Origin of the sequence: Actinocorallia populi (genome assembly GCF_002995495.1) — a bacterium.
Lineage (GTDB): Bacteria > Actinomycetota > Actinomycetes > Streptosporangiales > Streptosporangiaceae > Actinocorallia > Actinocorallia populi.
Genome location: NZ_PVZV01000005.1, coordinates 361486 through 373988 on the forward strand (window position 1 = coordinate 361486; position 12503 = coordinate 373988).

Consider the following 12503-nt stretch of genomic DNA (forward strand, 5'->3'; position numbering starts at 1 on the left):
CTCAGAACCTCGGACGCAGCTCGACGGTGTTCCCTGAGCCCGCGGTCATCGCGTTGACCAGGGGGGTGAGCGGGCCGCATTCGTGCAGCGCGGGCAGGTGGTACCGGCCGGTGAGCGTGGAGCCCCGCTTCTTGGACCTGAGGTTGATCTCGGCGGGCGAGTACGTGCGGCAGTGCGCGCCGCCCCCGAACGGGATGCCGTACAGCTTGATCGCGGTGACCTTCACGTGCAGCCTCGAACGGGAGGTGAGCACGCCCCGCTTGAACCTGCCGGTGGTGTCCCCCTTCGGCTCGAAGACCACCCTGGCCCGCACCGGCAGGACGCGCAGCACCTTGAACCGCCCGGTCGCGGAGTCCAGCGACAGGCGGCCGGCGTAGCGCCCCGTCCTCGGGTCGACGTTCGCCTGGAGCCTGCCCGCCAGCGGGACGGAGCCGTTGGCGCGCTTGAGGAAGGTGGAGCCCTTCAGCTTGACGGAGTAGGGCACCGTCCCGCCGGGCGGTGTCGGCGTGGGGGTGGGTGTCGGTGTGGGGGTCGGCGGTGTCGTCGGTGTCGGCGTGGGGGTGGGCGTGGGCGTCGTGGGCGTGGGTGTCGGCGTTGGAGGCGTCGGCGTCGGCGTCGGAGTGGTCGGTGTCGGTGTGGGCGGCGTCGGGGTGGGCGGTGTGGGCGTCGGCGTGGGGCCGCTGCCCTTGGGGACGACCTTGCCCCGTGCCAGCACGGTCTCCTGCCCGGCGGGGATGGTGCAGGGCGCGCTGAAGGCGTCCGAGCCGGTCTCCAGCTGGATCGGGACGCCGGCCGCGTCCTTCAGCGTCATCGGGCCGAGCGACAGCCCGGTGACCGTGACGACGATGTCGCCCTCCTCCTGGAAGGTCAGCGACGGCGAGCTGCCGGTCGCCTTGATCTGCATCTCCCCACTGGCCGGAACGTTCGACTTCTCCAGCTCGACCGGGATCCGCGGGTCGAGGTCGGTCCGCGGCGCCGTGATGTTCGCGGTGGAGGTGCCCGAACCCTCGATCGTCTTGCCGCCGACGAGATTCATGCCGCGGACGGTGCTGGCGTTGATCGTGGAGATCGCCTCGATGGGAAGCTCGCCGGTGGCCTGGCCGATCTCCACGATCTCCGGGATCGGGATGCTCATCGCGACCCTGACGTCCTGCACGCCCACGATGGGGAACGTGCAGCTGAAGGTGAGGTCCAGCGTCGCAGCCGAGGCCGGGGCGGAGCCGAGCGCCCCGACCGTGCCGAGCGCGAGGCAGCCGACGGCCGCCGCGGCGAGCCCGGTCACGGCGCCGCGTCTTTGGTTCCTGGTGCGCAAACTGCCCTCCATACGTCTGAAAGAATTGACGTGAGCGGAGGGGTAAAACTATCCGGAGTGCGCTCGGGCGGTATTGGGCTCGGCTGACAAGTTTTTCGTTCCGATGCTCACCGGCCGCCGGTCTTATGGCATGGCGACGGCATGATCGGGAACTCAGGAAACGCAGGATTTCGGTAGGGGATTCTTGCCCGGCTGACAATGCGGGGCGGGTTCGGCATGGAAAAGGATGATTGATCATGGCGCTGAACTGGTCTTATGGGGAGTTCTTCCTGCGGGTAGAGGGCCGCGGGGGCCGGAAGATCTTTTCCGGTGGCCTTTGCGTGATGTGAGCCAAGATCCGGGAAAACTTGTCATCCGTCTCTGGGGACGCGACATGAACCGGTGAGTAGTTTACGCCACTGAAACGTCGTGATTCTGCGACGCGTGCCCTGTCCGGCGCAAAAGCAAGGCGCTGTCGAGCGGCGTTTTCCAGACGCCCGCCAAGGGGCATTTCCGCAAACGGAAGGCAGTTCAGTGAGCACTCGGAAGAAATCCAGGAAGGCCGGCACCGGGCTGGCCGCGGCGGCCGTCGGCTGCCTCGCGCTCGGCACGGTCGGCGTGCTCGGGTCCGCCCCCGCGTCCGCGGCGACGCTGGACCTCACCTTCAGCTGCACGTTCCCCATCGTGGGCGTGCAGGACGTCAAGGTCGCGATGAGCATCCCGACCCCCGAGACGATCGGGATCGGCGAGCCGACCGGCGAGCTCCCCATCGAGGCGATCTCCACGATCAACGCCAACACCGTCCGCGGCATGATCCTCGTGGGCGGCAAGACGATCGAGGGCTCCGGCCTGTCGAAGGCGAACATCACCGCCCCGCGCACCAACCTCAACCCGCAGATCCCGGTCGAGCTGGAGAAGTCGAACGTCCCGGCCAGCGGGGAGATGCAGATCAAGGCGACCGGCAGTTCGCCGTCGCTGACCTTCCAGGAGGCCGGCCCCGGCACGATCACCGTCACCGGCCTGGAGCTCGGGCCGATGATCGTCCGTGACGCCGCCGGCGCCCCGATCCAGCTCGAGGTCGGCTCGGACACCTTCAACGCGCCCTGCACCATCCCCGCCGGGCAGAACACCGTCCTGGCCACCTTCGACGTGATCGACACCCCGACCCCCACCCCGACCCCGACCCCGACTCCGACCCCCACCCCCACCCCCACGCCGACCCCGACTCCGACCCCCACCCCCACGCCGACCCCGACCCCCACGCCGACTCCCACCCCGACTCCGACCCCCACCCCCACGCCGACCCCGACCCCGACCCCGACCCCGCCGGGCGGCATGCACTTCGACTTCGACCTGAAGGGCTCCTCGAACATCAAGGCCGCCAACGGGACGGTGCCGCTGACCGGCTCGGTCAGCTCCGACCTGGTCATGGAGACCGGTGAGGTCACCGCGGACCTGACGCTGAACCCGACCAAGGGCACCTTCCAGATCCTCGGCTTCCTGCCGGTCAACGCCGACGTCGCCTTCGACCCGGTCGGCGGGACCACCGGCACCTACAAGGAGGGGGTGCTGACGACCACCTCGAAGATGACCGTGCGGCTGCCGTCGCTCAAGGCGTTCGGCATCCCGCTCGGCGGCGGCGAGAAGTGCCGGACCTCCGCGCCCTCCGAGATCAGGCTGAAGTCGACCGAGCCCTTCTTCAACCCCTCCAAGGGAGGGCCGCTGAAGGCCGCCGACTACAAGATCGCCAAGCTGCAGGACTGCGGTGCCCTGAACGGCGTCCTCAGCCTCTTCACCGCCGGGTCCGGCAACACGATCGACCTCGTGCTCACGCCCAAGGCCCAGGGCTGACCCCGTCCGCACCCCAGGGCCCCCGCCGCGCCGCGGCGGGGGCCCGCCAGGAGGAGGCACCCGATGACGCGAAACCGGCAGGGCGCGCTCGTCCTGGTCCTGCTGCTCGCGCTGACGGCGGTCGCGGCCGAGCCTCTCGCCCGGCGGCCCGCCCGCGCCCAGGCGGCCGAGGCCGACCTGTCCTACGCCTGCGCCTTCTCCTCCGGACGGGCGAAGACCGGCGTGACGGTCTCCGGCACTTTTCCCGACACCGGCACGGCGGGGCAGCCGCTCGCCCCCGGCCGCATCACCCTGACGCTCACCGTCCCCCGCGCCGCCCTGCCCGACGCGGTCCCGGCGGTGACGGCCGACCTGGCGATGTCCCTCGTCCAGGGAACGGCCGCCACCCCCGTGGACTGGCCGGTCTTCACGCTCCCCGCCGCGCCCGTACCGGAATCCGGCGACGTGACGCTGACCGGCTCGGCGGCGGTCCCACCGGTGACACCTCCGGCCGAGGGGAGCGCCGTCTTCACCGCGGGCGCGCTGAAACTGGCAGTCGGCGAGGCCGTCGAGGTCTCCTGCGCCCCGGAGCCTGGCACCGCCACGGCCGTGGCGACCATCCCGGTGGCGTCCGGAGCCGCCCCCGGCACACCCCCCGAATGCGGGAAGATCGCCATTGATCCCGCCGACCCCGGCAACACCGGCTGCGCCTACATGACGGGCTTCGCGAACGTCGCCAAGCTCGGCGCGGCCACCCTGCTGAACGACCCCGCGTCCGCCGGCCCCGCGCTCACCAACGTCATCGTCCACCCGCCGAAGGCCGGCCACCTCCTGGTGGACTTCCAGTTCGCCTCCCCGCTGCGCGCCCGCTCGACGTTCCTGGTGTTCGGCTTCATGCCCACCACCGCCGTGATCGAGATGAGCCAGCCGGAGAAGGGCCTGGTCGACCTGTCCATCGCCACCGGGAAACTCACGGTGACCGGGGAGATGGAAATCCGGATCACCGAAGCCTCCATCAACGGCACCCCTTTGGACATCGGTCCCCGCTGCCGCGGAAGAACTCCGGCGAAAATCGAGGCGGTCGGCGGAGAGGATTACGGGAACCCTCTCGTCGGCGGTTCCCTGAATGGATCGTTCGCCATTCCTGAATTCATCGGTTGCGGTGTCGGAGAAGACCTCAGCCGCATTTTCTCCGGTGCCGTCTCCGGCCCCGGAAACCTGCTCAAGCTCGTGCAGGGACCCGTGTGCGCGCCCCCCGACCCCGGCGAGTGCCCGCCCAAGGTCCCCGAGCTCCGACGATGACCCGGAAGAAAGGCGACCCGTGCGGATCAGGATGAGAGCGGCGGGCCTGGCGCTGGCCGCGACGGGGGCCGTCTGCGTGACGGGCCCCGCCGCGGCCGAACCGGTGGCCCTGGAACTGGACTACAGGTGCAACTTCCCGCTGATGGCGGGCGAACCGGTCGTGGTGCGCGTCACCACCGACCTGCCCCGGCGCCTCGCCGTCGGCGAGCGCATGCCCCCCATCACGCTGGAGACCGCGGACACCGTCAGCGCCTACGCGGCCAAGGGCCTGACCACCATGTACGCCGCCACGCTGGAGGGCACCGCGGACGCCTCGGCCGTCCTGACCACCCCCGACGGCCTGCGGCTGCCCCTCACCGTCCCCAACGTCCTGGAGAAGGCCGAGATCCCGAAGACGGGGGAGTTCACGGTGCAGAGCCGCGGCTCGACCCCCGGCCTGGTCTTCGACACCCCGGGCGAGGCCCGGATCACCGTGGGCGACCTGCTGCTGAGGCTGACGCCCCGCGACGCCTCCGGCGAGCTCACCGGCCTGGGCACGTTCGAGTCCGAGTGCGTCCAGGTCCCCGGCCAGAACGACGTCCTGGCCGTCATCCAGGTCGGCGACGAGCCAGGCCCCGGCGGCTACACCGCCAAAGGCTCCGCCCGCATCAAGGCCGGCTCCGCCACCCTGCCCCTGACCGGCGCCCTCGACGGCGGCCTCACCGGCGGCTCCTTCGAAGGCGCCCTGACCCTGGACAGGACGACCGGCACGTTCAAGGCGCTGGGCTTCCTCCCCGTCACCGCGGACGCCCTCTTCACCCCCGCGGGCCCCCTGACCGGCACCGCCGCGGGCGAGACCCTCACCGCCTCCGTGGAGACGCATCTGTCCCTGCCCTCGGCCCGCCTGTTCGGCCTGCCGATCGCCACCGGCGACTGCCGGACGTCCGCACCCGCCCGCCTGGACCTGAGGTCCTCCGCGTTCACCGCCGCGTCAGGAGGCACCCTCACCGCCGCCTACACCCTTCCCGCCCTCGCCGGCTGCGGCCTCTTCACCCCGCTGATCAACGGTTTCACCGCAGGTCCGGGCAACACCATGACCCTCACCCTGAAGCCCGCCTGACCGGACGAAAGAAGGAGGGGACGCCGTGGCGGCGTCCCCTCCTTCCGTGTGCGGGTCAGCAGTTCGTGGCCGCGTCCTTCCCGGCGACGCGGTCGGTGAGGAATGCCAGGGCGTCGGCGTTGCCGAGGTGGACGCCGGTCAGGTGGCCGGCGTCGAAGGTCTTCCAGGTCAGCTTCACACCCTTGCTGCAGTAGGTGCTCCGCAGGGTGGCGGCTTGCTGATGGTCGACGAGTTCGTCGCGCGTGACGTGGTACTGGAACACCGGGACGGTGATGGTCGAGCCTCCCAGCTTGTTGACGCCGTAGGCGCGCTGCCACGCGGCGTCGGCCAGGGGACTGCGGGTGAAGTAGTCGGCGACGCTGCGGCCCTGGTAGTCGGCGAACAGCTCGATCGCGCAGTCGTTCTTGCGCATGGCGCCGAAGACGGCGCGCCCGTTCTCGTTGAGCACGCCGTCCAGGCCGAGGCCGTAGGCGTTGTCCAGGCCGATGAGGGCGTTCATGAGGAAGCCGAAGCCGACACCGCCGTTGAGGGCGAGGGAGACGAGGGCCAGGTCGGCGGGGACGCCGCCGCCGACCACGCCGACCAGGTTCAGACCGGGCGCGTAGGACGGCTGGAGCTCGCCCGCCCACATCGCGGCGCCCCCGCCCTGGGAGTAGCCGCGGAAGGCGACCTTCGCGTCCGCCGACAGGCCGGCCTCGGGCAGCCGCTGGGCGGCGCGGACGGCGTCGATGAGCGCGGGCCCGGTGGAGCGCCCCACCACGTAGGTGGTCTCGGGGTCCGGGTGGTAGCCCTCGTAGTCGGTCACCGCCACCGCCCATCCCCTGGCCAGCATGTCGTTCACCGCCGGCTGCTCGTAGAAGGCGCCGTCGTCGATCATCCGGGAGGGGGCGCACCGGTAGGCGGGCCCGTGCGTGCCAGGACCGAACCCGACGATCGGCGCCGCCGCCCGGTCGCCCTTCCTGGGCACGAGCACCATCCCCGTCACCGCGTTGGGCTTCCCGTGCGCGTCCGTGGACAGGTACATCACCTCCCAGGCGTCGGCCAGGGCGCGGGCTCCGGGCGGGCCCGCCTTGGCGGGACGCGCGCGGATGACGTCGCCGGGCGCGCCCGGGGGCAGCGGGTTCGGCGGGGTGAAGAACGCGTCGTCCGCCGCATCGGCCGCGGTCCGGGAGGGCGGAGGCGCCGCCGAGGCCTGCACGGCCGCCCCGGCGAGCCCGCACACGGCCCCGGTGAGCGCGGCCACGGTCAATACGAGAACGCTGCGGCCGCCGCGCGGCCCCTTCCCGTCATTCAATTGTCGACCTCTTCCGCAGCTGGCTGGTCCCGGCAATCAAGGGCGTCAGGCTATCCGAGCCCGCCGTTGCGGAGCCTGTGCGGAACCTGATGAATTCCCCGCCCCCCGCGCTCATTTTCCGCACGTTCTCCGGAAGCGATGGATTCAAGGGCGAACAAGTGTCTTTTAAATGTGCGTCCGCTGACAATGCAAGCCCGCCGGGCATTCCTAGGATCGCTTCACCCACCCGAAATAAGGAGTACCACCATGGCAAGGCGATGGATTCTCGCCGCCCTGCTGGCCGTCGCGGCCGGCGGAGCGGCGGCCGGTTGCTCGTCCGGCGAGGAGAAGGCGGCCGCGGACGAGACCCCGCTGCTCGGCCCCGAGGCCGCATGGGCGACCAAGGTCTGCACGACGGTGGCCGGGCAGGGCCTCCAGCTGAAGATGCCCGCCCTGGACACCAGCCAGGGCGCCCAGGCCAAGCAGGGCATCGTCGACTTCCTCACCCAGGTGTCCGGCCAGATGCAGAAGATGGACGAGGGACTGCGCGCCGCCGGGCCGCCCCCGGTCGACGGCGGCCGGGAGAAGACCGACAAGGCGCTCACCCGGCTGGACGGCGCCCGCAAGGCCGTCGACAAGGCCGCCACCACCCTGCGCAGGGCGAAGGTCACCGACGAGAAGTCGCTGCAGACCGCGCTCGGCTCGGTCGCCAGGGTGATGGTCAAGTACGGCGAGTACCAGGGCCCGCTGCAGGACCTCAAGGCCGCCGATCCCAAGCTGAACATCGCCTTCCTGGCCGCGCCCTCCTGCCGGGGCCTGGGCTGACCCGTGGCCACCCCCTTGACCGGTGTCCCGGCGGCCGCGCTGCGCCAGACGGGACGGCTGTTCGCGCTCGGTGCGACGGTGCTCGCGCTGACGTTCAGACGGCCGTTCCAGCTCCGCGAGCTGGTGGAGCAGTTCTGGTTCATCGCCGGGGTGACGATCGTGCCGACCGCGCTGGTCACCGTCCCGTTCGGCGCGATCATCTCGCTCCAGGTCGGCTCGCTCACCCAGCAGCTCGGCGCACAGTCCTTCACCGGCGGCGCCAGCGTGCTGGCGATCATCCAGCAGGCGAGCCCGCTGATCGTGGCGCTGCTGATCTCGGGGGTGGCCGGCTCGGCCATCTGCGCCGACCTCGGCTCCCGCAAGATCCGGGAGGAGATCGACGCGATGGAGGTGCTCGGGGTCTCCCCGGTGCACCGCCTGGTGGTGCCGCGCGTGTGGGCGTGCGTCCTGGTCGCCGTGCTGCTCAACGGCCTGGTGTCCGTCGTCGGCGTCGCGGGCGGCTATGTCTTCAACGTCCTGATGCAGAACGGCACACCCGGCGCGTACCTGTCGAGCTTCTCGGCCCTGGCGCAGCCGGCCGACCTGTACGTCAGCGAGTTCAAGGCGCTGCTGTTCGGCTTCATCGCCGGCGTCGTCGCCGCCTACCGGGGGCTGAACCCCGCCAGCGGCCCCAAGGGCGTGGGCGACGCGGTCAACCAGGCGGTCGTCATCACCTTCCTGCTGCTCTTCTTCGTCAACGCCGTGATCACCGCGATCCACCTGCAGATCGTCCCCCCGAAGGGAGGCTGAGCCGATGTCCGTGTTCGCCGGGCTCGCCAGGCGCGTCCGCAACCCCCTGTCCTACCTGGACGCGCCAGGGGACCAGCTGCTCTTCTACGCCCGCGCGCTGCTGTGGACGCCCAGGGCCGTGCGCCGCTACCTCAAGGAGATCCAGCGGCTGCTGGCCGAGGTCGCCTTCGGCAGCGGCGGCCTGGGCGTGGTCGGCGGCACCGTCGGCATCATGATCTCGATCACCCTGTTCACCGGGATCGTGGTCGGCCTGCAGGGCTACGCCGCGCTCCAGCAGATCGGCACCGCGGCGTTCACCGGCTTCACCTCCGCCTACTTCAACACCCGCGAGATCGCCCCGCTCGTCGCGGGCCTGGCGCTCAGCGCGACGGTCGGCGCGGGGTTCACCGCCCAGCTCGGCGCGATGCGCATCAACGAGGAGGTGGACGCGCTGGAGGTCATGGGCATCCCCGGCATGCCCTACCTCGTCACCACCCGGATCGTCGCGGGCGCGGTCGCGATCATCCCGCTGTACGGCATCGGCCTGCTCAGCTCGTATCTGGCGTCGAGACAGGTCACGGTCTGGTTCAACGGCCAGTCGGCCGGAACCTACGACCACTACTTCACGCTGTTCCTGGCCCCCGTGGACGTGCTGCTGTCGTTCCTCAAGGCCTTGGTCTTCAGCGTGCTGGTGATCCTCTCGCACTGCTACCACGGATTCCGCGCGTCCGGCGGCCCGGCCGGGGTGGGCGCCGCCGTCGGACGCGCGGTCAGAACGTCGATCGTGCTCATCAGCATCACCGACTTCTTCCTCAGCCTCGCCCTGTGGGGCACCACGACCACCGTGAAGGTTGCGGGATGAACAAGCAGAGATGGGCGGGAGTGGTGTTTCTGCTGATCCCGGCCCTGCTGGTGTGGCTGTCGATCGCGGTGTACGACAAGCGGTTCACCCGCGTCAGCATGGTGACGCTGGAGACGGGGACGGCGGGCAGCGAGATGCATCCGTACGCGGATGTGAAGCTGCGCGGTGTCCGCGTCGGGGAGGTCCGTGAGATCGACGCGGATGGCTCGGGGGCGCGGCTCGCGCTGGCCTTGGAGCCGGACAAGCTCCGGCTGCTGCCCGCGAACGTGCTGGCGCAGTTGTTGCCGACGACGCTTTTCGGCACCCGTTACGTGGCGCTGATCCCGCCGGAGCAGCCCAGCGCGGAGCGGTTGAGGCCGGGCGGGACGATCGGCCAGGACCGTTCGCAGAATGCTGTGGAGCTTCAGCAGGTGCTCGACAACCTGCTGCCTCTGTTGCAGGCCGTCCAGCCCGCGAAGCTCTCGGCCACCCTCACCGCGATCGCCCAGGCGCTGGACGGCCGCGGGCAGCGGCTCGGCAGGACGCTGGTCGAGCTGGACGCCTACCTCAAGAAGCTCAACCCCTCCCTGCCCGCCCTCAACCGGGGCATCCGCGAACTGGTCGAGCTCACCGGCCACTACGGCGAGGCCGTCCCCGACCTGATCACCGCTCTGTCCGACCTGACCGTCACCAGCCGGACCCTCGCCGCCCAGAAGGCGAACCTCGCGTTGCTGTACGACACCGTCACATCGGCCTCGCAGGACTTCACGGACTTCCTGAAGGACAACTCCGAGACGTTCATCCGACTGTCGGCGCGCAGCAAACCCACCCTGAGGCTGTTCGCGAAGTACTCGCCGGAGTTCCCCTGCACGCTGCGGACGCTCACCGAGTTCATCCCGAAGATGAACGAGGTGCTCGGCAAGGACACCGGACGTCCGGGAGTCCGCGTCAGGGTCCGCACCGTCCCCGACCCCGGCGCCTACCAGCCCGGCAAGGACAAGCCCGCCTACACCGCCAAGAGCGGCCCGGCCTGCTACCCCGTCCCCTACACCACCGCGAAGGTGGCGCGCGGCGGTCTCGGCCCGGCCAACTCCCCCCAGGAGAACTCCCTGCTGAACGAGCTGATCGCCCCCGAGCTCGGCGAGCCCGCCCAGGTCCTGCCCGACTGGAGCAGCGTCCTGATCGGCCCGCTCTACCGGGGAGCGGAGGTGACGGTCGGATGAGACGCAAGGGACTGGCCGCGCCGCTGGTCAAGTCGGTGCTGTTCATCGTGACGACGGTGCTGGCCACCGCTCTGCTGGGGGTGACGATCGCGCAGAGCGGCGGCGGTGACGCCGTCTCCTACCGGGCCAGGTTCACCGACGCCTCCGGCCTGCGGGCGGGGGACAGCGTCCGGATCGCCGGTGTGCAGGTCGGCCGGATCGAGCGGTTGCGGATCGTCGACCGCAGGCTCGCCGAGGCCGTCTTCACCGTCGAGAAGGGCCGCGCGCTGCCGGCCACCGCCACCGCCGGGGTGAAGTGGCTGAACCTCGTCGGCCAGCGCTACCTGGAACTCGGCCAGGGCACCGGGCTCGGGGGAGTGCTGCCACCCGGCGGGCTCATCCCGCCGGACCGCACGCTCCCCGCCGTGGACCTGACCGAGCTGTTCAACGGTTTCCAGCCGCTGTTCCAGGCCCTGTCCCCGCAAGACGTCAACAAGCTCGCCGACTCCCTCATCCAGGTGCTCCAGGGCCAGGGCGGGACGCTGGAGACGCTGCTGACCACGGTCGGCTCACTGACCACCACGATCGCCGCCAAAGACCAGGTGATCGGCCAGGTCATCACCAACCTGAACACCGTGCTGGAGACCGTCAACTCCCGGGGCGACCGGTTCGGCGGCCTCATCTCGACGTTGCGCGCGCTGGTGTCGGGGCTGGCCGCGGACCGCGAGCCCATCGGTGAGGCGGTCACGGCGCTCGGCGACCTCACCGAGACCACCACGTCCCTGCTGGAGGACGGACGGGAGCCCCTACGCGCCGACATAGCCGAGCTGGGACGGCTGTCGAAGAACCTCCAACAGGACGCGCCGACCGTCGAGCGGTTCCTGAAGCGGCTGCCGACCAAGCTCGAGACGATCGCGCGGCTCGGCTCCTACGGCTCCTGGCTGAACTTCTACGTCTGCGAGGCCACCGTGACCGGCGTGTCCTACAAGCAGTACCCGGGGGAGACTCCGCCCCCGCTCACTCCGGTGGCCGGGGACGCGGCGAGGTGCGGCTCATGATCCGCCGCCGCAAGCGCGTCGCCGACCGCGATCCGATCGCCGTCGCCATCGTCGGCCTGCTGCTGATGAGCCTTGTCGGCGGCCTGGCCTACTCCGCGGAGGACCTCCCGGTCGTCGGAGGCGGCACCACCTACAGCGCGGACTTCACCGAGGCAGCCGGGCTCCGCTCCGGCGGTGAGGTGCGGATCGCCGGCATGAAGGTCGGCAAGGTCACGCGGGTGGCGCTGGACGGGGCCAAGGTGCGCGTCGACTTCCGCGTCGAGGACGTGTGGATCGGTGATGCCAGCACCGTCGCCATCGCCATCAAGACCGTCCTGGGCGACAAGTACCTGGCGGTCGACCCCCTGGGGACCGGCGCCCAGAAGCCCGAGGAACGCATCCCGGCGAGCCGGACGACCTCTCCTTACGACGTGGTGACCGCCTTCCAGGACCTTTCAGGGACGATCGACCAGATCGACACCGAGAAACTGGCACAGAGCCTCGACACCCTGGCTGAGACGTTCTCCGGCACCGCTCCCGGCGTCCGCAAGACCCTGTCGGGCATGTCGGCCCTGTCGAAGACCATCGCCACACGGGACGACGCACTGGCGACCCTGTTCCAGAACACCAAGAAGGTCAGCGGGCAACTCGCCGACCGCACGTCTGACTTCGAAGCGCTGCTCCGCGACGGCAATCTCCTGCTCGGCGAGCTCAAACGCCGCCGCCAGGCCATCCACGGCCTCCTTGTGGGCACCCGCACCATGTCCGAGCAGCTCTCAGGCTTCGTCGACGACAACCAGAAGAAGCTCAAACCCACCCTGCAAGCGCTGGGCGAGGTCGCCGACGTGCTCCAGCGCAACCAGGACAACCTCGACCGGGCGCTGAAACTGACCGCCCCCTACACCCGCCTGCTGGGCAATGCCCTGGGCAACGGGCGCTGGATGGACGGCTACCTCTGCGGTCTCGTGCCCAACGCCTACCAGGCCGACCCCCCGGCGGCGGGCTGCCTCCCGCCCAAGCAGGAAGGGCAGTGAG

Annotated in this window: 11 protein-coding genes; 9 read left to right on the plus strand and 2 right to left on the minus strand. The window is 70.5% G+C overall.

Translation table 11 applies throughout. From position 1 onward, the window contains the following. Position 1 precedes the first annotated feature (1 nt). The gene (locus tag C2865_RS39530) at positions 2-1312 is read right to left on the minus strand and encodes a DUF6801 domain-containing protein (RefSeq protein ID WP_157963858.1); all 1311 of its coding nucleotides are present in this window, start codon (positions 1310-1312) and stop codon (positions 2-4) included. A 513-nt stretch (positions 1313-1825) separates the two neighbouring features. Between C2865_RS39530 and C2865_RS40125 the strand changes: the two genes are divergently transcribed. The 3 genes from C2865_RS40125 (at position 1826) to C2865_RS21795 (ending at position 5522) form a co-directional block, all read left to right on the plus strand. After that, positions 1826-3142 carry a DUF6801 domain-containing protein gene (locus C2865_RS40125; RefSeq protein WP_198653491.1) on the plus strand — a complete coding sequence of 439 codons (1317 nt, stop codon included), beginning with the start codon at positions 1826-1828 and terminating at the stop codon, positions 3140-3142. 63 nt (positions 3143-3205) lie between these two features. Then, positions 3206-4423 (plus strand): DUF6801 domain-containing protein, encoded by a 1218-nt coding sequence (locus C2865_RS21790; RefSeq protein WP_106400387.1) that lies wholly within the window; start codon positions 3206-3208, stop codon positions 4421-4423. Between the two features lie 19 nt (positions 4424-4442). Next, on the plus strand, positions 4443-5522 hold the full coding sequence (locus tag C2865_RS21795) for a DUF6801 domain-containing protein (RefSeq protein ID WP_106400388.1): 1080 nt from the start codon (positions 4443-4445) through the stop codon (positions 5520-5522). 55 nt (positions 5523-5577) lie between these two features. Here C2865_RS21795 and C2865_RS21800 read toward each other — a convergent pair whose 3' ends face one another. Beyond that, positions 5578-6816 (minus strand): lipase family protein, encoded by a 1239-nt coding sequence (locus tag C2865_RS21800; protein WP_198653492.1) that lies wholly within the window; start codon positions 6814-6816, stop codon positions 5578-5580. Between the two features lie 246 nt (positions 6817-7062). Between C2865_RS21800 and C2865_RS21805 the strand changes: the two genes are divergently transcribed. The 6 genes from C2865_RS21805 to C2865_RS21830 are packed head-to-tail and all read left to right on the plus strand — an operon-like array spanning position 7063 to position 12502. Next, entirely contained in the window at positions 7063-7620 is a 558-nt protein-coding gene (locus C2865_RS21805) for a hypothetical protein (RefSeq protein ID WP_106400389.1), read from the plus strand. Between the two features lie 3 nt (positions 7621-7623). Then, positions 7624-8409, plus strand: coding sequence for an MlaE family ABC transporter permease (locus tag C2865_RS21810; RefSeq protein WP_198653493.1), 786 nt, complete (start codon positions 7624-7626; stop codon positions 8407-8409). Positions 8410-8413: 4 nt separating this feature from the next. Further along, complete coding sequence (locus C2865_RS21815) at positions 8414-9250, plus strand: MlaE family ABC transporter permease (RefSeq protein ID WP_106400391.1); 837 nt, start codon at positions 8414-8416, stop codon at positions 9248-9250. Further along, entirely contained in the window at positions 9247-10452 is a 1206-nt protein-coding gene (locus C2865_RS21820; protein ID WP_106400392.1) for an MCE family protein, read from the plus strand. Before C2865_RS21815 ends, C2865_RS21820 begins: the two co-directional genes overlap by 4 nt. Continuing rightward, positions 10449-11489, plus strand: a complete 1041-nt coding sequence (locus C2865_RS21825; protein ID WP_106400393.1) for an MCE family protein — start codon at positions 10449-10451, stop codon at positions 11487-11489. The genes C2865_RS21820 and C2865_RS21825 overlap by 4 nt, the downstream gene beginning before the upstream one ends. Beyond that, positions 11486-12502: an MCE family protein gene (locus tag C2865_RS21830; protein ID WP_106400691.1), complete on the plus strand. Its 1017-nt coding sequence runs from the start codon at positions 11486-11488 to the stop codon at positions 12500-12502. Before C2865_RS21825 ends, C2865_RS21830 begins: the two co-directional genes overlap by 4 nt. The last annotated feature ends 1 nt before the right edge of the window (position 12503 follow it).